Annotated in this window: 21 protein-coding genes; 4 read left to right on the top strand and 17 right to left on the bottom strand. The window is 73.0% G+C overall.

The genetic code is table 11. The features are described 5' to 3' along the window. Positions 1-67: 67 nt before the first annotated feature. The 7 genes from ACZ6ZI_RS23330 to ACZ6ZI_RS23300 form a co-directional block, all read right to left on the bottom strand. A complete protein-coding gene (locus ACZ6ZI_RS23330) occupies positions 68-856 on the bottom strand; it encodes a hypothetical protein (RefSeq protein ID WP_469523871.1) in 789 nt (262 codons plus the stop codon). Next, a complete protein-coding gene (locus tag ACZ6ZI_RS23325; RefSeq protein WP_469523869.1) occupies positions 840-2,072 on the bottom strand; it encodes a hypothetical protein in 1,233 nt (410 codons plus the stop codon). Before ACZ6ZI_RS23325 ends, ACZ6ZI_RS23330 begins: the two co-directional genes overlap by 17 nt. A gap of 182 nt (positions 2,073-2,254) precedes the next feature. Continuing rightward, on the bottom strand, positions 2,255-2,926 hold the full coding sequence (locus ACZ6ZI_RS23320) for a DUF4328 domain-containing protein (RefSeq protein WP_469523867.1): 672 nt from the start codon (positions 2,924-2,926) through the stop codon (positions 2,255-2,257). Between the two features lie 337 nt (positions 2,927-3,263). Beyond that, positions 3,264-4,637 carry a mycothione reductase gene (locus ACZ6ZI_RS23315; RefSeq protein WP_469523865.1) on the bottom strand — a complete coding sequence of 458 codons (1,374 nt, stop codon included), beginning with the start codon at positions 4,635-4,637 and terminating at the stop codon, positions 3,264-3,266. Between the two features lie 51 nt (positions 4,638-4,688). Continuing rightward, positions 4,689-5,372 carry a DUF5701 family protein gene (locus tag ACZ6ZI_RS23310; RefSeq protein ID WP_469523863.1) on the bottom strand — a complete coding sequence of 228 codons (684 nt, stop codon included), beginning with the start codon at positions 5,370-5,372 and terminating at the stop codon, positions 4,689-4,691. 122 nt (positions 5,373-5,494) lie between these two features. Further along, a complete protein-coding gene (locus tag ACZ6ZI_RS23305; RefSeq protein WP_469524013.1) occupies positions 5,495-6,241 on the bottom strand; it encodes an ABC transporter permease in 747 nt (248 codons plus the stop codon). Positions 6,242-6,315: 74 nt separating this feature from the next. Further along, positions 6,316-7,257, bottom strand: coding sequence for an ATP-binding cassette domain-containing protein (locus ACZ6ZI_RS23300; protein WP_469523862.1), 942 nt, complete (start codon positions 7,255-7,257; stop codon positions 6,316-6,318). 144 nt (positions 7,258-7,401) lie between these two features. Between ACZ6ZI_RS23300 and ACZ6ZI_RS23295 the strand changes: the two genes are divergently transcribed. Then, positions 7,402-8,040: a PadR family transcriptional regulator gene (locus ACZ6ZI_RS23295; protein ID WP_469523860.1), complete on the top strand. Its 639-nt coding sequence runs from the start codon at positions 7,402-7,404 to the stop codon at positions 8,038-8,040. Positions 8,041-8,058: 18 nt separating this feature from the next. Here the strand turns inward: ACZ6ZI_RS23295 and ACZ6ZI_RS23290 are convergent, their stop codons facing one another. Then, positions 8,059-8,937, bottom strand: a complete 879-nt coding sequence (locus ACZ6ZI_RS23290; RefSeq protein WP_469523858.1) for an EamA family transporter — start codon at positions 8,935-8,937, stop codon at positions 8,059-8,061. A 54-nt stretch (positions 8,938-8,991) separates the two neighbouring features. On the opposite strand from ACZ6ZI_RS23290, the gene ACZ6ZI_RS23285 reads away from it, so the two are divergent. Then, positions 8,992-9,840, top strand: coding sequence for a MurR/RpiR family transcriptional regulator (locus tag ACZ6ZI_RS23285; protein WP_469523857.1), 849 nt, complete (start codon positions 8,992-8,994; stop codon positions 9,838-9,840). A gap of 79 nt (positions 9,841-9,919) precedes the next feature. Here ACZ6ZI_RS23285 and ACZ6ZI_RS23280 read toward each other — a convergent pair whose 3' ends face one another. Further along, positions 9,920-10,453, bottom strand: a complete 534-nt coding sequence (locus ACZ6ZI_RS23280; RefSeq protein ID WP_469523855.1) for an EF-hand domain-containing protein — start codon at positions 10,451-10,453, stop codon at positions 9,920-9,922. A 144-nt stretch (positions 10,454-10,597) separates the two neighbouring features. After that, a complete protein-coding gene (locus tag ACZ6ZI_RS23275; RefSeq protein WP_469523853.1) occupies positions 10,598-11,179 on the bottom strand; it encodes a hypothetical protein in 582 nt (193 codons plus the stop codon). A gap of 216 nt (positions 11,180-11,395) precedes the next feature. Between ACZ6ZI_RS23275 and ACZ6ZI_RS23270 the strand changes: the two genes are divergently transcribed. Beyond that, on the top strand, positions 11,396-12,088 hold the full coding sequence (locus tag ACZ6ZI_RS23270) for an N-acetylmuramoyl-L-alanine amidase (protein WP_469523851.1): 693 nt from the start codon (positions 11,396-11,398) through the stop codon (positions 12,086-12,088). A gap of 26 nt (positions 12,089-12,114) precedes the next feature. On the opposite strand, the gene ACZ6ZI_RS23265 is transcribed toward ACZ6ZI_RS23270, so the two are convergent. Both ACZ6ZI_RS23265 and ACZ6ZI_RS23260 read right to left on the bottom strand, forming a co-directional pair. Then, positions 12,115-13,590, bottom strand: coding sequence for a M1 family metallopeptidase (locus ACZ6ZI_RS23265; protein ID WP_469523849.1), 1,476 nt, complete (start codon positions 13,588-13,590; stop codon positions 12,115-12,117). 111 nt (positions 13,591-13,701) lie between these two features. Beyond that, complete coding sequence (locus tag ACZ6ZI_RS23260) at positions 13,702-14,253, bottom strand: hypothetical protein (protein ID WP_363060769.1); 552 nt, start codon at positions 14,251-14,253, stop codon at positions 13,702-13,704. A gap of 235 nt (positions 14,254-14,488) precedes the next feature. Here ACZ6ZI_RS23260 and ACZ6ZI_RS23255 point away from each other — a divergent pair, with 235 nt between their 5' ends. Beyond that, positions 14,489-15,079, top strand: a complete 591-nt coding sequence (locus ACZ6ZI_RS23255; protein WP_469523847.1) for an SMI1/KNR4 family protein — start codon at positions 14,489-14,491, stop codon at positions 15,077-15,079. A gap of 47 nt (positions 15,080-15,126) precedes the next feature. Here the strand turns inward: ACZ6ZI_RS23255 and ACZ6ZI_RS23250 are convergent, their stop codons facing one another. The 5 genes from ACZ6ZI_RS23250 to ACZ6ZI_RS23230 all read right to left on the bottom strand — a co-directional run bounded on the left by ACZ6ZI_RS23250 (position 15,127) and on the right by ACZ6ZI_RS23230 (position 20,193). Further along, positions 15,127-15,759: a hypothetical protein gene (locus ACZ6ZI_RS23250; RefSeq protein WP_469523845.1), complete on the bottom strand. Its 633-nt coding sequence runs from the start codon at positions 15,757-15,759 to the stop codon at positions 15,127-15,129. 122 nt (positions 15,760-15,881) lie between these two features. Further along, a complete protein-coding gene (locus tag ACZ6ZI_RS23245; RefSeq protein WP_469523843.1) occupies positions 15,882-17,009 on the bottom strand; it encodes a C40 family peptidase in 1,128 nt (375 codons plus the stop codon). A gap of 140 nt (positions 17,010-17,149) precedes the next feature. Further along, the gene (locus ACZ6ZI_RS23240; RefSeq protein WP_469523842.1) at positions 17,150-18,004 is read right to left on the bottom strand and encodes a dioxygenase family protein; all 855 of its coding nucleotides are present in this window, start codon (positions 18,002-18,004) and stop codon (positions 17,150-17,152) included. A gap of 115 nt (positions 18,005-18,119) precedes the next feature. Further along, positions 18,120-19,088: an AraC family transcriptional regulator gene (locus tag ACZ6ZI_RS23235; RefSeq protein WP_469523840.1), complete on the bottom strand. Its 969-nt coding sequence runs from the start codon at positions 19,086-19,088 to the stop codon at positions 18,120-18,122. Positions 19,089-19,191: 103 nt separating this feature from the next. Beyond that, positions 19,192-20,193 (bottom strand): PI-PLC domain-containing protein, encoded by a 1,002-nt coding sequence (locus ACZ6ZI_RS23230; RefSeq protein ID WP_469523838.1) that lies wholly within the window; start codon positions 20,191-20,193, stop codon positions 19,192-19,194. Positions 20,194-20,365 lie beyond the last annotated feature (172 nt).

Raw genomic sequence — 20,365 nt, 5'->3', positions numbered from 1 at the left:
CCCCGGACGGAACGCCCACACCCCGGCGTACGGAGCCCCGCCCACCGGGCGGGGCGCCGCCCGGTGGTCACACGGGCGGCAGCAGATCGCTCCCGCTGACGGTGTACGTGAGCGGGGGGTAGACGAAGTCCGTCTCGGTGTTCTCGCGGCGACGCAGCCGGTAGAACGCGCGGGCCTGCTCCTCGTCCGCGACGACGAGCCGCTCGCCCCGCGGGAGGTGGGCCCGTCCCTCGTGGAAGCGCAGGAGGGTCTTCGAGGTCCGGAACGTCACGCCCAGCCATTCGTTGTCCTCCGCCGGAACGGGCTTGTCCGCAACGATCCTGTGCCTCATCCGCCGGTTCGCGTCGACGGAGAACGCGACGACGCCGTGGTGGGTGAGGGGCACCTCGAACGTCTCGCCCGCCTCCCCCGTCTCGCCGTCCGGCTCCTTCGCCTCGACGATCAGCTTCCTCGGCGGGCCGGCGTCGGGACGCGCGTAGCAGGAGAAGACGGCGATGAAGGACCCGTCGGCGAGGTCGAGGGCCTGGTCGCTGTGGCCGCCCATGGTGGTGTAGGCGTTCGTATAGCGCTCGACGAGGGCGTTGTCGAAGCCGATCGGGATCGCCGCCAGCTCCCGGACCCTTCGGGCCAGCCGTTCGTGGACCGCGCGGAACCGCTGCGCCGGGTTGCCGTACCGCGTCGTCGTACGGACGAGCGGCACGCCGCCCGTACCGTCGGGCCGGGTGAGGACCGCCCCCCGCCGGCCCTTGCCCACGTCCTCCCAGACGGTCGAGGCGGCCAGCTCCGCGAAGAGGTCCCCCTCGCCCGGCAGCGTGCACGTGAGGATCTCGTCGCGGATCCTAGACCCGGGGCGCAAGGTAGTCTCCCGTGTTCATGCTGAAGAGGAGTTCGTCGGCCCCGTAGTCGATGAAGGACGCGCTCCTGTTCTCCTCGGCGTACAGCCTGCGCAGCTCGTCCATGCCCTCCTGCGTGGGCGGCCCCAGCTTCACCGCGTCCCCGCCCACCCCGACGTACGTGTCGCCGTTCCGGTGCACGGCCTCGGTGCTCGAACAGCGCACCACGTATCCCAGACGGGTCGGCAGCAGCCCGGCGTCCAGTCCCGAGGGCCTGATCTCATGCGTGTACAGGCGGTTGGTGGACAGCGGCATGAAGAACACGGAGCCGGGATACAGGGTCACGCCGAACCGCGCGGGCAGCGCGCCCCCGTCACCCTCGGGGCCCGGCTCCTTCAGTCGGAAGTGGAGCCTGGTCAGCCCGCTGGTCCCCTTCACCCCCAGGTCGAAGGGGTCCTGCGCCAGGGGCGCCAGCCCGTCGAGCCCCTCGTAGAAGGTGCAGAAAGCCATGATGCCGTGGGCGGGCATGTCCTTCGTCTTGTCGGCGTGGGAGGAGATCCTGGCCTTGGACTGCCTGCGCTCCGCCGTGGCCGGGGTGTTGTGGTAGATCTGCGCGAGGACGTGGTTCAGGGGCGCGTGGTCGCGGAAGACGGCGGCGGCCTCGCGGTTCAGGGCCCCGACGACCTGCGTGTCGGTCGCGCGGAAGCCCTCGGTCGGCCCCGACAGGTTCGTCGAGCACCGGAGCAGGCGGAAACGCAGCTCGTCACCGGTCCTCGTGACGGGCGTCAGGTAGATGCCGCTGCGATGGGCCGTTCCGGGCTTCGTGGACTCCGTCAGCGACTGGAACGCGTGCTCCGCTCGGATCCGTCCGAAGTGGTCGTCATCGGGGTCGAAGAAGCGGCGGTAGAACACGCCCGCGCCGTGGACGCGCAGCGGAAGGCGCCCGACACCGACGACGGGCCACGGCCCGTCGCCCCCCTCGGGCCGGCCGTGTGCCGGGTCCCGGACGACGAACACCCGCTCCGCCGCGCGCAGTCGGTGCGCGTCCACCCCGGAGGCGTCGCCCCACACGTAGACGGTCCTGCCCGCGAGTTCGGTCGCGTCGTCGGCGAACTCCCGCGGCGTGACGGTGCTTCCGAAGAACTCCCCGACCGCAGCGTCGTCGTGCGTCGTCGCGGGCGCGACCAGGATGTTGCCCGCATCCTCGATGCGGGCTTCCGTCGGCCTTGTCGAGTGCATGGAGGCACCTCTCCTTCGCGGAACCCGGGGGACTGCTCGAACCCTGTACACGGCGACGGCCCGCGCCCCTTCCCCATGACCGCGTGGCACGGGGGAGAGGGAGGCGGACCCTGAACCCCGATGCTCTCACGGGGCGCTGACACTCGACGCGCGGATGTGGTGGGGCCCCACGGGAGGCGCCGTCAGCTCCGCGCGTACGGACCCTGCGCGGCCATCGTGTTCTGCATCTGCGTCAGCCTGCGGACGAAGAGGAGGGCGAGCACGCCGGCGACCATGGTGACGAGGTCCGCGACGATACCGAGCGACCCCGCGGCGAGCAGCTCCTCCACGGTGTCGGCGGCCATGTAGATCTTGCTGAAGATCCGGCCCAGGCTCGCCGCGACGACCCAGACCACCCACCAGGTCGTCAGCAGCGCCAAGGACGCCGAGCGCTCGGAGCCGTCGGGGCCGCGCTGGGTGCTCGCCCGCCAGGTCTGCCGTGCGATCAGGTAGGGCATGACCAGGTTGGCGACGGGGACGAACCAGGCGCCGATGGCCCAGCCCCGGCCGAGGGTGAAGGCGTCGGGGCGGAAGACGCCGCCGTTGCCGCGCACCCGGTGGAACCAGATGATGAAGACGACGATCGTCGGCACCATCGTCAGGACCTGGAGCGCGCCCGCGAGCATCGTCAGTCCCGCGGACAGGCTGATTTCGAGGTCGTCGAAGTGGGTGTCCGGAGAGAACCCGCCCAACCACGACTGCTCGTACCCGCCGGCGCCGGCGGAGAACAGGTGCACCGCCGCTCCGGCACCGAGCAGCCAGGTCAGGGCCGTCGCGAGGCCCTTCGGTGAGCGCGGTACGTCCTGCCGGCCCACGGGGGCCGGGTAGCCGGGCGCACCCGGGTACGGGTGACCCTGCGGGTGGCCCTGATACGGATGCGGATGCGCACCGGGCTGTGGGTACGGCTGCGGGTACGGCTGCCCCGGAGGCGGCGAGCCGGGAGCGCTGAAGGACATGACGGTGGACCCCCCACGGGACGGACTGCATGCGGACGGCCCCGCCGAGCGGGTGGGGCCACCGCAGAACATATGCCGGGCCCCCGCCCGGAGTCCAGACGGTTTCCGCTGGTCAGAGCCCATCCGGCCGCGGGCGGCAGCCGGGGTTGCCCCGACCGCCGTCGACGCGGCCCGTCGGCCGGGGCGATGGCGCCCCTCACGGGACCCCGAGGTCCAGGAGGGCGTTCTCGACGATCTCGGTCAGCGCGGGGTGGATCCAGTACGGCTTGCGCGCGAGGGTCCTCGCGTCGATGCCGAGGGTCACCGCGAGGACCAGGGGCTGGATCAGGGCGGGTGCCTCGGCGCCCATCACGTGGGCGCCGAGGATACGCCCCGTGCCGGGCTCCGCGATCACCTTGCAGAAGCCGGTGGTGTCCTCCATCGCCCAGCCGTAGGCGATGTCCGCGTACCGGGCCGAGCCCACCGCGTACGCGATCCCCCCGTCCCTGCACTCCTGCTCGGTGACTCCGACCGAGGCGATCGGGGGCTCGGTGAACACCGCCGCCGGGACGTGCTCGTGATCGCAGGAGATCAGGTCGTGCGGGTGGCGCAGGTTGTGCGCGACGACCTCCGCCTCCCGGTTGGCCACGTGCTTGAGGGGGACCGGAGAGCAGATGTCCCCCAACGCGAAGACGCCTTCCGCGGTGGTGCGTTGATGGCGGTCCACGACCACGCGGCCGTCCTCCCGGACGGCGACACCGGCCGCCGCGAGGCCCAACCGGTCACTGTTCGGCACCCGGCCCACCGCGACGAGCAGCATGTCCGCCTCGACCGTCGAGCCGTCGTCCAGGAGCAGGCGCAGCGCGTCGCCCGGCCCGCTCTCGACCGCCGTGAGCTCCCGGCCGAGCCTGAGGTCCCAGCGCGTGCGGACCAGTTCGGTGAACCGCCTCGCGACCGTCTCGTCCTGCGGGCCGAGCAGCCGTGCCTCCTTCTCCACGATGGTGACGGCGCTGCCCGCCGCGGCGAACACCTCGGCCAGTTCGGCGGCGATGTAGCCGCCGCCCAGGATCGTCAGGCGTCGGGGCGGGGCGTCGATCCGCATGACGGTGTCGGAGGTCTCGTACGGCAGGCCCGACTCCAGGACGGGTCCGGGCACCGACGGGCGTCCGCCCGCCGCGATGACGACCTGACCGGCACTCACCTCCACCGGCCCGGCCGCCCCCTCGATCCGCAGCGTCCTCGGCCCGGTGAAGACGGCCCGGCCCTCGTAGACGGTGACCGAGGACTCCCGCTCACGGCCCCCGCGGCCCCGGTCCCGTACGCCGTCCAGCCGCCGGAAGACCCGGTCCCGCGCCGCCCGCCAGCGCACCGTGCCCGGCGCGGGGTCCACGTCGAAGGTCCCGGCCTCCCGGACCGTGCGCGCCACGTGCGCCGTGTGGGCGAGCATCTTGCTCGGGACGCACCCGGCGTTCAGGCAGGTCCCGCCGAACCAGCGTTCCTCGACGATCGCCACGTCCAGATCGGCGAACGAGTCGTCGACGACGGCGTTGCCGGATCCCGCACCGATGACGACCAGATCGTGGTGACGCATCCCCACACCGTACGAGGCCCGGGACCGGGCGGGCCCGCGCGCCGCGCCGGCCTACGCGGGGCGGCCCTCGGGCCGGGGCGACCTGCCGTCGGCGGAGGCGAAGCCGAGCCAGGTGTGGCGGTTGTTCCACCAGCACCAGCCGACCTTGGGCGCGTCGCGGCGCTCGCGGCCGTCCCGCCCGGTGCCGTTGCTGATCCACAGGGCCGGGGTACGGGCGTCCAGGGTGCCGTTGGGCTTGCGCAGCCGTGAGCCGATGGTCATGAAGCAGTGGTTGCGTTCCAGTACGGAGGGCCGCTGGAGGAGCCAGAGGATGCCCTCGGTGAGCAGGAGCGGGGTGCGGTGAGCCCGGGCGAGCGCGGGCAGGGCCTCCTCCGGGGTCAGGTTGGCCAGGTCGTCGCCGCGGTCGGGCCCGGTGACCAGGTAGAGGGCGGCGTCGGGCAACTCGATGTCGTGCGGGGCGAACAGGTCGACGTCGGTCATGTCCTCGACGACGAAACCGGGCTTGTCCGTGCGCCGCAGCAGGGGCGCGAGAACGGAGGCGGGGGCCCGGTCCGGGTGGAGGGCGAGCAGGGCGCCGTCGGCGTCGTCACCGACGGCGCCGGCGAAGGCCCGCAGTTCGGTCGCGGAGATTCCGGTGAGCTCCGGCACCCCGAGCTCGATGAGCCGCTCGGCCTGGGCGGCGAGCGGGGGCAGCGGAGCGGAGGCGTCCAGGGAAGGGGTTTCGGGCGGGGTCATGGCGCTCCTCGATGCGTGAACGGGGCGGGTCGGCGCGGGGCACGCCGGCGCGCGGTGGTGCGGTTCGGTGCGGGCGGAGTCGGGCGGGTGTCGCGGGTCCGGGCGGGAGTCGCGGGGCACGGTCAGCGGCTCAGGTTGCGGAACCGGTTCACCGCCAGCGGGAGGAAGACCGCGGTCAGGGCCACCGGCCAGACCACCGCGAGGAGTTCCGCGTGGGTCGCGGCCCATGATCCCCCGGCCGCGCCCGGATTCCCGAACAGCGCGCGTACCGCGGTGGCCGTCGCCGACATCGGGTTCCACTCCACGACGGCGCCCAACCAGCCGGGCATCGACGCGGGCGAGGCGATGGCGTTGGAGAGGAAGCCGACCGGCCAGACCAGGATCTGCACCGCCTGGACCAGTTCGGGCCGGCCCGCGACCATCGCCAGGTGGATGCCGATCCAGAGCATCGCGAACCGCAGCAGCAACAGCAGGCCCACCGCGCCCAGGAAGGAAGCGGCTCCGCCCTGCCACCGCCAGCCGATCGCGTACCCGACGGCGATCATCACGGTCAGACCGACCGCCGACTGGAGCATGTCGGCGACGCTCCGCCCGACCAGGATCGCGCCCGAGGCCATCGGCATCGAGCGGAACCGGTCGATGACCCCCTTGCCCAGGTCCTGGGTGACCGCGAGCATCGTCGCCTCGATGCCGAAGGCCATCGTCATGGTCAGCATGCCGGGGACGAGGTAGGCCGTGAAGTCCCCGTCGACACCGCGTCCTCCGCCGATCAGGTAGCCGAACATCAACAGCATCATCACGGGGAAGACCAGGCCGACGACGACCTGGACGGGTCGGCGCGCCCAGTGCGCCAGTTCGCGCCGGGTCATCGTCCAGCAGTCGGCGGCGGCCCGGCCCACCCTCGTTCCCGTGCCGGGCGTGGTGTCCACGACGTGGGTCGCGCTCACGCGGCGTCCTCCTTCGTCAGGTGCATGAAGACCTCGTCGAGCGTCGGCCGGCGCACCGCGATGTCCTGTGCCTCGATCCCGGCGTCCGCCAGCGCCCGTACGGTTTCGGTCAGGGCCCGCATCCGGTCGGTGACGGGGGCGCTGACCATGCGCCGGTCCTCGTCGACCACCGCCCCACCGGGCAACAGGGCGGCCGCGAGCGCCAGATGGGCGGCGTCGCGCACGACCACGTCGATGCGGTCGCCGCCCGTCGTGGACTTGAGCCGGTCGGGCGTGTCCTGCGCGATCACCCTTCCGTGGTCGATCACGGCGATCCGGTCGGCCAGCTGGTCGGCCTCCTCCAGGTACTGCGTGGTCAGCAGGACGGTCGTACCGCCGCCGACCAGGGAACGCACCGCGTTCCACACCTCCGTGCGACCGCGGGGGTCGAGCCCCGTCGTGGGTTCGTCCAGGAAGAGCACGAGCGGCCGGGAGATCAGGGACGCCGCGAGATCGAGCCTGCGCCGCATGCCGCCGCTGTACTGTCGGACGGCCTTGTCGCCGGTGTCCGCGAGCCCGAAGCGGGCGAGGAGCTCGTCGGCCCGCGCGCCCGCGCGGCGCGCCCCGAGGTGGTGCAGGCGCCCGAACATCTCCAGGTTCTGGCGGCCGTCGAGCTCCTCGTCCACGGCGGCGTTCTGCCCGAGCAGCCCGATCCGCGAGCGCACCTCGCCGGCCCGGGTCAGCGCGTTCACGCCGGCCACCTCGACGCGCCCCTCGTCGGGACGCAGGAGCGTGGACATGATGCGTACGGCGGTGGTCTTGCCGGCTCCGTTCGGGCCGAGGATCCCCTGGACGGTCCCGGCCCCGACGGTGAGATCGAGACCGTCGAGGGCCTGCTCGGAGCCGTACCTCTTCCGGACTCCTTCGACGACGATCGCCGGATCGTGCGAGGTCACCATGCCCCCTCCGTCAGTGGTCAAACTTGACTACGAGAGCCCACCGTAGGGCACGCGAGCCCTCTGGTCAAACTTGATTACTGGGCCACCCGAGGCGACTATTCAAATTTGTGTAGGCTGGGCCGCAGTTCCTCGAAGGGAGACCCCATGTCCGCGATCCGGTTGCTGGTCCTCGGCGCGGTCCGCCAGCACGGGCGGGCGCACGGCTACCAGGTCCGCAACGACCTGGAGTTCTGGGGCGCGCACGAGTGGTCGAACGCCAAGCCGGGCTCGATCTACCACGCGCTCAAGCAGATGGCCAAGGAAGACCTCCTCCTCGCCCACGAGGTCGCGCCGAGCACCGTCGGCGGCCCGCCCCGCGTCGAGTACGAGATCACCGACCGGGGAACCGAGGAGTACCTCACGCTGCTTCGCCAGGCCCTGACCTCGTACGACCAGAAGATGGACGTGCTCTCGGCCGCCATCGGATTCATCGTCGACCTGCCGCGCGAGGAGGCCGTCGCGCTCCTGGAGCAGCGCATCGCGGCCCTCGGGCGGTGGCGGGCCTCGGTCACCGAGTACTACACCCCCGAGAACGGCCCCGGACAGCTCGGCCACATCGGCGAGATCATGAACATGTGGGTGCACTCGGCCGACAGCGAGGCGGAATGGACCCGCGGCCTGATCGGTCGGATCGAGAGCGGCGCCTACACGTTCGCGGGGGAGGGCGAGCCCTTCGTCGGCGTACTCGCGGAAGGCGAACCCAACCCGTACGCCACCGGCCCCCACCCCGAGGACCCGAGCTAGGCCCCGGCCGGCTCCTCCTCAGGCGCCGCCCGTCAGTTGGAGCACCGCTATCCCCGCCAGGACGGCGACGCTCGCGGTGATCCGCCGGTGCCCGAGGCGCTCGCGGAACACCACCGCGCCGATCAGGGCCCCGAACACGATGCTCGTCTCGCGCAGGGCGGCGATGGTGGAGAGGTCGCCCCGCGACTGCGCCCACACGACGAGCCCGTACGCCACGAGCGAGAGCAGCCCGCCCACCAGGCCCCGGCCCCACATGGGGCGCAGCGCGGTCAACAGGGCGCGGCCCCGGCGCGCCCCCGCGATGAGGGGCAGGACCAGCCCCTGGCACAGGAACAGCCAGGCGACGTAGCCGAGGACGCTGCCCGAGACGCGCACCCCGCTGCCGTCGACGAGGGTGTACGAGGCGATCATCACCCCGGTGCCGAGCGCGGCGGCCAGCGCCGGCACCTGGGCGCGGCCGGGGATCCCGTCGGCGAGGGCGAGGCCGGCCAGTCCGCAGGCGATCACCGCGATGCCGAGGGCCTGTCCGGCGGCCGGGGAGTGGCCGAGCAGGGTGGTCGACACCAGGGCCACCACCACGGGCGAGGTGCCGCGCGCCGTCGGGTACATCTGGCCGAAGTCCCCGAGCTGGTAGGCGCGCAGCAGCAGGAGTTGGTACGTGACCTGCAGCGCGGCGGAGGCGGCGATGTAGGGCCAGGCCGCCGGCGCGGGCAGCGGGGCGAAGCAGACGAGCACCGCTCCGCAGCCCGCGGAGGCGAGGCTGATCAGGGTGAAACCGGCGAGCTTGTCGCGCAGGCCGTGGGTGAGGCCGTTCCAGGCGGCGTGCAGCACCGCGGAGGCGAGGACGACGGCGGGCACGGCGGTGGTGCCCGCCGCGGCCGACAGGTGTGCGGGCAAGGGGCGCTCCCCACGGCTGGAGGGTGGAATGGGATTCCCTGTTAGCGTAAACCCATGGAAATCGATTCCACACCTTCGGGTGGGCTCGCCGCCCACATCCGCGCCCACCTGTCCGAGCTGCGCGACACCGAGGCGCGAGTGGCCCGGGTCGTCCTCGACAAGGGCGCCGAGCTGGTGCGGCTCAGCGTCAGCGACGTCGCGGCGCTGGCCGGCACCGCGCCGTCCTCCGTCGTACGGGCCTGCCAGCGGCTGGGGTTCCGCGGCTACCAGGAGCTGAAGATCGCCGCCGCCCGGCAGGCACCCGCACCCGAACCCTCCCGCGACCGCGACCCCGCCGCCCGCGCCCTGGCCGACACCATCCGCGCCGGACGGGAGGCCCTGGAGGGGGTCGCGGCCACGGTGACCCCGCAGGACCTGCGGGCGGCGGCCGAACTGATCGACGCCGCCCCCCGGGTCCTGGTCGTCGGCGCGGGACTCTCCGGCGCGGTCGCGCTCGACACGGCGTACCGACTGCGCGCGCTGGGCTGCGCGGTCGACGCGCCGGCCGACCCGCTGACCGCCCAGCTGGCCGCCTCGCAGCTGACCTCCACCGGCGTCTGCCTGGCCATCAGCCACACGGGCGCCACGCGCAGCACCGTGGACGCCGTCCGACGGGCCCGGCGGGCAGGGGCCCGGGTCGTCGCCGTCACCAGCTACGCCCGCTCGCCGCTCAGCGAGGCCGGTGGCCTCACCCTGGTCGCGGGCGGCCAGGACCTGGTGTTCGGGCTCGAAACCGTTGCCAGCCGGCTCGCCCACCTCACCGTCATCGACGCCCTCGCCCTCACCCTGCTGGGGTTGCGCGGGGAACCGGCCGAAGCGGCGCTGCGGCTGTCGGCCGACGTCACGGTCGACCACTCGTACTGACCCGCCGGGCGGGCTCGTCCGCACGTCCCGGCCGTGCGTCCGGGACCGGCCGGGCGTCCGGGACCGGCCGGGTCCGGGCTCAGCCGGTCCGGTCCACCTCGACGGGGCCGAAGAGCAGCCCGCCGGGCGCGGACTCGTCGGTACCGGCCCAGAACTCGTACCAGCCGGCACGGAACTCCTCCCGGCTGATGCGGCCGTTCCCGTCGAGGTCGAGCCGGTCGAAGGCGATGTCGGTGTCCGTGCTCCGGCCGCTGAAGGCCTCGACCATCTGTTTGTACTCGCCCCGATCGACCTCGTCGTCGCCGTTGGCGTCCACGGCCGCGAACATCGCCTCGGCGGTGCCGTGGACGGCTTCGGGCATGGTGGGGAGCAGGTCGACCACGTTCAGGACGTCGTCGAGCGACACCCGGTCCGCCCCGTCGGCGGCGGCCGACAGGGTCCGCCACCAGCCGAGCATCGTCTCCCGCAGCACCGCGTGGTCGCCCGCGGTGCGTAGCTCCGTCCACCGCCGGGCGAGGAGCGCGAAGTCCTCCTCCGTCAGGAACCCGTCGCCGTCGACGTCGAGCATGCGGAACGCGCGGTCGATCTTGTGACGTTGGAACTCGTTGGCCATCGTGCGTCCCTGTCTGTGCGGTGGCGCTGCCGTGGTCTCCCCCGGAGGGAGGATGATCCGCCCGGCGCGGCGTCAAACGCCCTCGGCCGCGGCTGCGGGCGTGCGCGGGCGGGTGTGCGCGGGCGGGCGTGCGCGGGTCGGCCGTCAGTCGAAGAGGTCCAGGGCGCCGCGCCCGGAGCCGTCGGCGGTGGACCGGTGGAGCCTCGGGCGCGGCTGTGGGTAGGTCTCGGCCGCGGCCCGCGCCCGGACGACGTCCGGTCCGCCGCAGGCCGCGACCGCGAACTCCCCGAACACCTTGGCGAACGCCGCCGGGTCACTGAACTCGACGCCGTACGCGTCTCCGTCCTTCAGCGGCACCCACACCACCCGGGTGGACCGGTTCCACCGCGATGCCGGCAGGTCGTCCGCCGTTGACCGTCCCTCCAGCCACAGCCGCGCCACGTGCAGCAGGTTCACGTCCTCCATCGGCAGCCGCCGGCGCCGTATGCGCAGTTCACGCGGCGTCACCACGAGCTGCCGGTCCTTGCGCGGGTACCAGACGGCGCCCACCCCGATCGGCGCCCACAGGACGACCCCGATCATCGGCCAGACCACGGCGTGACCCCAGGTCCGGATCAGCGCGCCGTCGAGCACGGACACGACCCCGAAGAACACGGCCCACTTCGCCGTCATCCGCCAGAACCCGCTGCCCTGCCGGTACAGGACCCTCTGCTTCGTCATCGCCATGCCCGCACGCTATCGGCCGTCACGCTCCCTCAGGACACCGAGGGCCGGGGGCCGTCGGCCCGTCAGCGGGTGTGCGCCGAGTGGTGGAGGACCGGCTTGCCGGGATGTGGGCACTGGTGAAGCATCGGAATACGGGACGAACCGCCATCTTTCGTGATGTCACGATGCGCGGTGCGTCGACCCCTGCCTGCCTGCTCGACCTCATGAGGAGTGGCCATGGAAGACAGCCCGCTTAGCCGTCGACGGCTCGTGTGGGGTGGTGCCGTCGCGGCGGGCACGGCGCTGGCCGCCGTGGGGTTGCCCCGGCTGATGGCGCCCGAGGCGAAGACGAAGGCCGCGCCCGCGGGTCCCGTACGCAGGACCGACGGCGCCGCCGGTCCGCCCGCGAGACGCAAGGGCGACGCCTCGGTGGACTACGCCCCCGCCGTCTGGGTCGAGGCCTCCGAGTACAACTACACGGCCTCGGAGCGTCCCGAGGCGTATCCCATCCAATACGTCGTCATCCACCTCACAACGGACATCATGCCGATCATGTTCGCCAAGTTCAAGGACCCCGCGGAGAGGGTGTCCGCGCACTACGTGATCAGCGCGACCGGCACGCGGATCGCCCAGTGCGTGCGCGAGCGCGACGTGGCCTGGCACTCCGGAAGCGTCTGGTACAACCACCGGAGCATCGGCATCGAACACGAGGGCTGGACCGATCAGCCCGTCTACACCGACGAGATGTACGAGGCCTCCGCCGTGCTCACCGCCACGATCTGCGCGAAGTACGACGTCCCGATCGACCGCGACCACATCCTGGGCCACGTCGAGGTCCCGCTGTCCACGCACGACGACCCCGGCACCGTGTGGGACTGGGACCGGTACATGGAGCTCGTCGAGACCGCCCGACGGCGCGTCAAGGTCTGAGGCCCCGCCCCGCCCCGCCGCCCCGGTCACGCGGGTTTGCCGTCGCCGTGGAGCCACGCGTCCCAGATCGGGTCGAGGTCCCGGCCGGCCCTGGCCTCCGCGTACGCCGTGAAGTCCTTCGTGGAGGCGTGGCCGTGGCGGTGGCGCAGGGCCCAGCCCCGCACCAGGTCCCGGAACCCCTCGTCCCCGACGGCCTGGCGGACCCGGTGGAGGACCATCGCGCCCCGTACGTACACGGGCTGGCGGGAGATGTCCGAGGCGCTCGGCGGCTCGGCGGGCGGGAAGTCCCAGGCGTGGTCGTCGGCGGCCTTGGCGTGGTTGCGGTCGAAGTGGTCCTGGGCGGTGGCACCGCCGTGGTCCTCGGTCCACAGCCACTCCGCGTAGGTCGCGAACCCCTCGTTGAGCCACATGTCCCGCCAGGTCCGCGGGGTGACGGAGTTGCCGAACCACTGGTGGGCCATCTCGTGCACCACGTTGGTGGTGTGGAAGACGTCCGCCGGAATGGTCGGCCTCGTCTGGGTCTCCAGGGCGTACGGAATGCCGGCCGCCTGATCGACGATCAGCCCGGCGGTGGCGAAGGGGTAGGGGCCGAACCGGCCCTCGGCCCACTCCATGATCTCGGGGAACCGGCCGAGGACCGTCCCGTCCTCGTCCACCCGCGCGGTCGTGTCGACCGCCGACAGGACCGGGACGCCGGAGCGGGTCTTCGAGGTCTTGATGTCGTAGCTGCCGATGGCCACGGTCGCCACGTAACTGGCCATGGGCTCGGCCTGGTGCCAGTGGAACGTGGACCGGTCGCCGCTCGTGCGCCGTGCGCGCAGCTGTCCGTTGGAGATCGCCTGGAGTCCCTTGGGGACCGTGACGGTGATGTCGTACGAGGCCTTGTCCGAGGGGTGGTGGTTGCCGGGGAACCAGGTCATCGAGCCCGTCGGCTCACCGAACGCGACCGCCCCCCGGTCCGTCCTCAGCCAGCCCTCGCGCCACCCGTGGTCGTGGACGATCGACTCCGGCGTGCCCCCGTAGCGCACGACGCCGCGGAAGGCGGCGCCCTTCCCGATGTGGTCGCGCGGCCACAGCGTCAGCTCCTGCCCGTCCTGGTCGACCCGGGCCTCGTGGCCGTCGACGGTGGCGCCGGACACCTTCATGCCGAGCAGGTCGAGGTGGAAGGCGCTGAGGTCCTCGGTGGCCTTCGCGGTGATCTCCGCGGTCCCTTCGAGGCGGCCGCTGTCGGGGTCGTAGGCCAGGGTCAGGGCGTAGTGCGACACGTCGTACCCGCCGTTGCCGAGCTCGGGGAAGTACGGGTCACCGGCGCCCGCGGCCGCGGGGTGCCCACCCCGGAACGCCGGGCCGGCGGCTCCCGTCCGGGCGGTCTCCGGGCCGGTGCGCCCACCCGTACCGACGGCGGCGCGTTCGCCGGACCGCGAGCACGCGGGCAGTGCGGCGAGCAGGAGCGCGACCGCCAGGGCGGTCGGACGTCCGGAAGTCTTCACGCAGCCGATCATGACCCAGCCCCCGGGCGCCCCGTTCCCGCCACGCCGTGTGCGTGGCCCCTCCGGGCGGCACGACCCCGCCCGGAGGCCGGGGCGGGGGTGCGACGTCGGATCGCGGTCGGATCAGAGGGCGTTGCGGGAGATCTTGACGATCTTGCACTCGATCTTGTCGGACGGCTTGGCGTCCTTGGCGACGTTGTAGCCCAGCGCGCCGGCGTTCTCGTCGGTGTAGGTCTGACCGGCGGAGAGGTTCTGCGCCGTCGAGGTGAGGTCCTCCTTCTTGGCGCCGTTGACCAGGATCTCGCCCTCGACGAGGTAGGAGTACCGGCGGTCACCGCTGTTCGTGTACTCCACCTTCACCTCCATCTCCTTGATGTCGTAGTCGCCGGTCTTCACGGAACAGGCGGTGATCCGGGCGTCCTTGGTGATGTCCGGCTGCCCGGCCTTCACGTCGCCGCCGACCTGCGCGGAGTCGTAGGACTTGTCGAGTTCCTTGCCGACCTCGTCGGCGGCCTTGCCCACGACGAGGGCGCAGCCGCCGAGGACGAGGAGGCCGAGGAGCGTGGGGATGCCGCAGCCCAGCGCGATCTTCGTACCGGTGCTCATGCCCTGCTTCGGGGCGGGGTACTGCGGGGGCTGCTGACCGTAGGGCTGCTGGGGCTGAAAGTCGGACATGACAGGGAGATCCTCGCGAACAGGGGGAGCCCCGGGGCACGGCGATGCGGCGCGGTGCGGCAGGGGCGCCGTCATGTTGGCATATCCGTGTCAAAGTTGCACACGCATCTCAGATTCGGACGATCACGGCGGAGGGTGCGTCAGGGGACGGGCCGGTGTGGCCGCCCCGCGCCGCGCGGCGGCTCCCGCCCGTCGACCTCGTCGAGGTGTCAGTGGGCCCTGGCACCCTCACGCCATGAACGCATTCGACGACCTCCTCCGACGCGTCGCCATCCGGGCGGCGGCAGACGACGGGAACCTTCCGGCCCCCGTCGACGACGAGCGGATCGCGCGGGCGCAGTCCCGCCTGGGCCTCACCCTGCACCCCTTGCTCGGACGCCTCTACCGCGAGGTCGCCGACGGCGGGTTCGGCCCCGATTACCACCTGTTGCCGCTGCTGGGACCGGGCGGCGTCGTCGCCCACTACCTCGCGTCGCGCGCGAAGTCCCTGGAGGCGGAGCACCCGGTGTGGCCCGAAGGCGTCGTGCCGATCCTCCACTGGGGCTGTGGCATGTACGCGGGCGTCGACTGCCTCGACCCCCGGGGCCGGGTCCTCCTCTTCGAGCCGAACGCCCACGACGGCGGAGCGTGGGACGGGTGCTGGTTCCTCGACTGCGTCGGCCTGGAGGAGTGGCTGGAGACCTGGCTGGCCGGAACCGGTTGGTTCGAGGAGGACGCGTACGACCGGGACGACGTGGCCGAACCGCGGCCCTGGGAGCAGGCCGCGGCCCGATTGTCGTCCGTCGGCCTCTCCGGCGCGGACCGTCGGCCGACGCCGCCCGCCTGACGTCCCGCGACGCCCGGCGGGCGGCGTCCGGTGCGGACGACCGTCGTCTACCGGAGCGAGGCGGTGGGGTTCTTGCCGCTCTGGGACTGCTTCAGGCGTTCGACGACCATGGTGGTGAGGTCCCTCAGGCGGTTCGGCACCTCGTTCCCCGGAGACCAGGCGTACTCGACCTTCGCGATGACCGTGCCCTGCCGGACGCTGACACCCTTCCCCGTCCAACCCCTGGCGCCTGCCGGCAGGTCGTAGCCGGCGGCGTCCTCGCCCGGAGGATTGCTCCCCACCTCATCAGGCGTGCCCCGGCCGGTGGAGTGGGTCTTGGCCGTGGCCTCGTCGTCGAACGACATCGCCCGGATGACGATCCGTTCCTCGGCACCGGCCGCCGCGCTCACGCCCAGGGCGAGGGCGTCGGCGCACTCCTCGTCCCGCCAGCCTTCCGACTGGCAGATCGCGGGGTTCGACATGTCCCAGGCCTTGACGGAGGCACCGCCGCCCCTCGCGAATTCCCGCGGCAGGTTGATGCCCTGGGGGAGCGCGGCCTCCAGCACCTCCTGTGACATGACCCGGCCCGGGGCCTCGGCCTTCCCCGGAGCCTGGAGTCCGGCGTTGCCGGGCAGGCTCTCGACCCCGGGCGATCCGCCGCACCCGGCCATCACCGCGCAGGTGGTTACCGTCGTGGCCAACAGGCCGATCCTGGGCACTCGTTCGCTGAGCACGTGGTGCGCCGTTCCCCTCTCCCGAAAGTGTGACCGGCTGATGATATGTGCCACCTGGCCGGGAGCGGTCCGCGGCAGCGGTGCGCGGGTCAGCGGGTGAGGAAGCGGGTGGCGCCGACGTAGACGCGGCCGCTGGAGGCGATGGGCTCCTCCGTGACGGGGTCGCCCGTTCGAGGCGAATTGATCATCATGGGTTCGCCGTTCCGCGTCCCCGAATAGATGCCGACGTGGGTGACCCCGGTGCCGGTCGCGGGGCGGAAGGCGACGATGTCACCGGGGCGGAGGTCCGCCGTACCGGTGATCCGCACCCCCGCGGCCGATCCCGCGGGGACCTGTCCGCCGCCCGCGTCGAACTGCGGTTGGGCGTCCCGGGGGATGGTCACGCCGAGCGCGGAGTAGACCTGGCTGGTGAGACCGGAGCAGTCGTAGCCGAATCCGGAGGTGCCCGACCACAGGTAGGGCAGGCCCAGGAAGGCGCGTGCCGCGGCGACCACGTCCGCGCCGCCGCGGGTGGACGGCACCCTCGCCAGGTCCTCGGCCCGGAAGTACACCCGGCCGCCGCCGGTGGAATGCGCGGTGACGACTCCGGGCACCGGCCCGGCCTCCACCGGGAACGAGGTGTTGTACGAGTACTCGGCGACCTGTCCGGATCCGCCGCCGGCGAGCGCGGCCCGGGCGGTGGCGAAGCCCCGGGCCGTGGTGCGGGCGACCCGTTCCTCGTGCGTGCCGGCGGGCGGGCGGCGCCGCTCCGAGGTCAGTTGCCGGTCGGGGATCCAGCCGGGGTAGGCGCCCCGCCCGGCCTGGTCCCTGGGCGTGGGCTGGCCGTGCACCCACACGTGGTCCCAGAGCACACCGTCGCGCCACTCGCTGCGGTCGACGGTCACCCGGACGCCGTGCAGGGCCTGGGTCTCCCCGGCGACCTCGCGCCGCTCGTCCAGGGACATGCCGGCCAGCCAGCCGCGTACGTCGGCGGGGTTGGTGGTCGCCGGAGCGTCCACCGGGCGGACCTGGTCGGGACTGACCCAGACCTGGGCGACCGTCACGTCGACCCAGCAGGTCGGGGCGCCTTCGCACGGGCGTGGCGCGGCGGACGGGGCGGAGCGGGGCACGGCGGCGGGCGCCGCGGGGGCGGCGACGGCCGGAGCGGTGAGGGTGGGAGCGGTGAGGGCGAGGAGCGCTGCGGCGGTGGCCGCCAGGACGGTCTTCACGGAATACATGCGTCGATCCTGTCCAGGACGGCGCTCCCGCGAACCCCTCCGATCCGGCCGGCCCCGGCCCGGGGGGCGGTGGTGCGCGAGGGTTCCCGGCGGCGACGGACGCCCCGGCCCGCCCCGGTCGGGTGCGGGCCGGGCGGTCCTCACCCGCGCTGCCAGAGCGCCGGCACGTTCGGCGGCTCCCAGCCCGCGACCGCGGTGTGCGCCTGGAGGCACCGGTAGGAGAGGCCCCCGTACGTCACCCCGTCGCCGGCGCGGTACGCCCGTCCGGGGGTCCAGGTGCCCGAGGGCGGGGTCGTCGGCGGGGGAGTGGTGGGCGGGGTGGTCGGGTCCTGGGGCACGTCCAGGACGAAGTCGAAGGTGCCCTCGTGGCCGGGCCCGGACTGGCGCACGTTCATCAGCAGCCGGCTGTCGAAGAGGGAGTCCGTGTTGTTGCGCGGCTCGCCCGGGAAGTACAGCTGGGTGGTGACCACCCGGCGCCCGGGCGCCTGGAGCTTGACGTGGAGGTGGCGGGTGCGTCCGGGGTAGAGACCCGGCACGATGGTGGTCAGGCTGAACGCGCCCTGCGCCGTGCTGAACTGGTGCCCGCGGAAGCGGTAGCCGCTGTTGTCGTACGCGCCGTTGTGGTCGGCCTGCCAGAAGTCGAGCAGCACGCCGGGTATCGGGCGGCAGGCCCGCCCGAAGACGTACCCGGTGACGGTGAGCCGGGTGCCGGGCGTACCGCTCGTGACCAGCGAGTTCCTCAGCGGGGAGTTGGGCTTGAAGTACGGGCCCTCCATCTGCTCCACCGTCGGCTCGTCGCCGTCGTGGCAGTCCGGGGTGGGAGCGAGGCCGGCGCCGCCCGCCCCCGACTGCTCGCGGGCGAGGGCGACCCGCCCCCCGATCAGCAGCGGGGCGGCGCCGAGCGCGGCGGCCGCGCGCAGGACGGTCTTGCGGCTGACGCGACGGCCGCTTCCCGCCGGGTCGGGCAGTGCGGTGGGCTCGTCTTGCACGGGCATCGAGGGCCTCCTGGCTGGACGGGTGGGGGGTGTGGACGCGCGGTGGGGGAAGGGCGGGACCCGTCCGGGCATCCCTCCCGGACGGGCACCGGTCCGCTCGCGACCAGCAGCCAACCTACGGGCCGTCCCGGTGCGCGGCGATGGACTCGATCCGGGGATCGTGGTGATTTCGACCGGCGGCACGGGCGCGGAACTCGCCCGGCGACATCCCGGTCTCCCTCCGGAAGAACCGGCAGAAGTAGGCGGCGTCCGAGAAGCCGGCCGCGTACGAGATCTGCCGGACCGTCATGTCGGTGCCGGACAGCAGCCGCTTCGCCTCCAGCGTCTGCTGTTGCCGGATCAGACTGCCGGGCGAGCGCCCCGTGGCCCGTCGTACGAGCGTCTGGAAGTGCCCGACGGACACGCCGAGCTCCCGTGCGAACCAGCCCACCGACCGCCCCGCGCCCTCGGGTTCGCAGAGCAGCCGTCCGAAGGCCGAGGCCAGCTCGGTGGCCCGGTCGCGCGCCGCGCCGGCCGCCCCGTCGCCCGCGGCGCCCTCCCCGGAGGCCGAGTGCGGCGCGTCACCGGTGCGGCCGAGGGTCCGCGACGCCCGGGCGATGAGGATGTGCAGGCAGGCCCGCAACACGTTCTGGTACCCGGGCCGCAGCTCGCGGTACTCCTCGCCCATGTCGGCCAGGAGCGCGGCGATGGGCGCGGCCTGGTCGCCGGCGGGATGCCCGGGCCGGCCGGCCAGCAGCCGCAGGGCGGCGGCGTCGTCCGCGTGGGGCAGGAGGAAGTCCTCGTTGAAGAGGACCACGTGCCCGGTGAGTCGGTCGGCCTCGTCCCAGTGGTGGACCTGGCCGGGGGTGATCACGCACAACTGCGGGGGCTCCACCGGCCGGCTGACGAGGTCCAGCACGTGCGCGCCGCTCCCGCCGGTGACGTGGACGATCTCGTAGAAGGTGTGCCGGTGGGGGAAGGCGGCGCGCGACAGCGGGCCGATGGTGTCGAAGGTCCCGATGGCGAAGGGCAACAGGTGGGGGAGGGGGACCTCCAGGCGGTGCAGGGGCAGGTCGGGGAGGCGGGTGTTCCGAAGCCGGTCCATCCCCGCAGTCTCCGACCTGCCCCTCCCACAGGTACAGACCAATCACGGACGTCTGTCGTCCGGCCGTCCGGTCGTCCCGCCGCCCTGTCGCCGGCCTCCGGCCCTAGCGGAACAAGCGGTCTGCGGGGCCGGCCATGCGGTGGGTCGCGCCGTGCCGGTTCACCCAGTCCCGGACGAGGGCGATCGCGTTGGCGCACTGCCAGGCGTCGTCGTAGTCGCGCATCCCGGTGAAGGACCCGTAGCCCGCGATGATGCCGTCCACGCGTCCCTCGCCGAGCAGTTTGTCGACGTACCACGGGTCGTTGTACGTGGTCGTCCACGAGAGGGTGGCGGCGAGCCGCCCGGCGTCGCGGTCACCGGCACCCTTCTTCAGCTCCGCGCACGTGTAGTACGTGGCCTCGGTGCAGTTGCCGAACCCGTTGGTGATGTCGCTGTCCCCGTAGTCCATCACCCGGCGACCGGAGGGGAATCCGGAGCCCGACCGGTCGAACGCGGCCTGGACCCGGTCGCGCGTCCCGGTGGTCGTGATGCCCTCCAGGGGGCCGAGCCTGCCCGCCAGGCTCTGCCAGCCGCGTCCGCCGACGTCGGGCGTGTCGCCGCCGTGGTACTCGTAGAAGCCGTAGAGCACCTGGATCCCGGCGGCCGTCAGCCGCTGCGCCTTGTCGCGCAGTCCGGCGACGCTGCACCCGCGGTTCTCGCGTTCGCCGCAGTAGTTGGGGTCCTTGATGTCCAGCCAGACCAGGGCGAGGCGGCGTCCCGCGTTCGCGTGGGACAGGATGCGGTCGACCATGCTGTCGAAGCCGGGCCCCAGCCGGTTGTCACCGGCCGAGGAGCAGTCGTGCCAGGCGCGCCATTCGTTCGGGTTCCACCAGGCGCAGACGTCGATCTCGATGCTGTTCGCGCCGTGCCTCAGGGCCGCGTCCACGCCGGCGAGCGTGTCGACGCGGTGCGCGATGGCGTAGACGGGGCGCCGGCCATCCGCCGCCTGATCCGCCGCCGAGGCCTGCGCGCCGCCGAGCGCGCCGGCACCGACGAGCGCGCACAGGGTGGTGAGCAGTGCCAACAACTTCCTTGTGAGGGAGGGGCGTTCGAGGTGAGTGGGCAAGAGCGTGCTCCTTCGTCCCGACGTCCGGGGCGGGTGGTCCGTCCCTGCGCCCACCCTGCCGGCAGGGGTACGTGCACGCTGCATGGATCTCGGTCGAGGTGCGCCCGGACCTGGCGGGAAAGCGCTCGGGTCGCGTCGTGGCCCCCACCGACGGGCAGGGTGGGGCGTGGCC

The organism is Streptomyces sp. NPDC103540, assembly GCF_055584445.1.
This window is presented reverse-complemented; position numbering and strand designations above follow the sequence as displayed.

Bases quoted from the DNA above. Each gene is read 5' to 3' on its own strand.
- ACZ6ZI_RS23255 (WP_469523847.1), top strand. From the start codon at position 14,489: ATGAACGCATTCGACGACCTCCTCCGACGCGTCGCCATCCGGGCGGCG.
- ACZ6ZI_RS23285 (WP_469523857.1), top strand. From the start codon at position 8,992: ATGGAAATCGATTCCACACCTTCGGGTGGGCTCGCCGCCCACATCCGC.
- ACZ6ZI_RS23240 (WP_469523842.1), bottom strand. From the start codon at position 18,004: ATGCCCGTGCAAGACGAGCCCACCGCACTGCCCGACCCGGCGGGAAGC.
- ACZ6ZI_RS23305 (WP_469524013.1), bottom strand. From the start codon at position 6,241: ATGACCCGGCGCGAACTGGCGCACTGGGCGCGCCGACCCGTCCAGGTC.
- ACZ6ZI_RS23275 (WP_469523853.1), bottom strand. From the start codon at position 11,179: ATGGCGATGACGAAGCAGAGGGTCCTGTACCGGCAGGGCAGCGGGTTC.
- ACZ6ZI_RS23300 (WP_469523862.1), bottom strand. From the start codon at position 7,257: ATGGTGACCTCGCACGATCCGGCGATCGTCGTCGAAGGAGTCCGGAAG.
- ACZ6ZI_RS23245 (WP_469523843.1), bottom strand. From the start codon at position 17,009: ATGTATTCCGTGAAGACCGTCCTGGCGGCCACCGCCGCAGCGCTCCTC.
- ACZ6ZI_RS23315 (WP_469523865.1), bottom strand. From the start codon at position 4,637: ATGCGTCACCACGATCTGGTCGTCATCGGTGCGGGATCCGGCAACGCC.
- ACZ6ZI_RS23295 (WP_469523860.1), top strand. From the start codon at position 7,402: ATGTCCGCGATCCGGTTGCTGGTCCTCGGCGCGGTCCGCCAGCACGGG.
- ACZ6ZI_RS23265 (WP_469523849.1), bottom strand. From the start codon at position 13,590: ATGATCGGCTGCGTGAAGACTTCCGGACGTCCGACCGCCCTGGCGGTC.
- ACZ6ZI_RS23310 (WP_469523863.1), bottom strand. From the start codon at position 5,372: ATGACCCCGCCCGAAACCCCTTCCCTGGACGCCTCCGCTCCGCTGCCC.
- ACZ6ZI_RS23325 (WP_469523869.1), bottom strand. From the start codon at position 2,072: ATGCACTCGACAAGGCCGACGGAAGCCCGCATCGAGGATGCGGGCAAC.
- ACZ6ZI_RS23235 (WP_469523840.1), bottom strand. From the start codon at position 19,088: ATGGACCGGCTTCGGAACACCCGCCTCCCCGACCTGCCCCTGCACCGC.
- ACZ6ZI_RS23280 (WP_469523855.1), bottom strand. From the start codon at position 10,453: ATGGCCAACGAGTTCCAACGTCACAAGATCGACCGCGCGTTCCGCATG.
- ACZ6ZI_RS23270 (WP_469523851.1), top strand. From the start codon at position 11,396: ATGGAAGACAGCCCGCTTAGCCGTCGACGGCTCGTGTGGGGTGGTGCC.
- ACZ6ZI_RS23260 (WP_363060769.1), bottom strand. From the start codon at position 14,253: ATGTCCGACTTTCAGCCCCAGCAGCCCTACGGTCAGCAGCCCCCGCAG.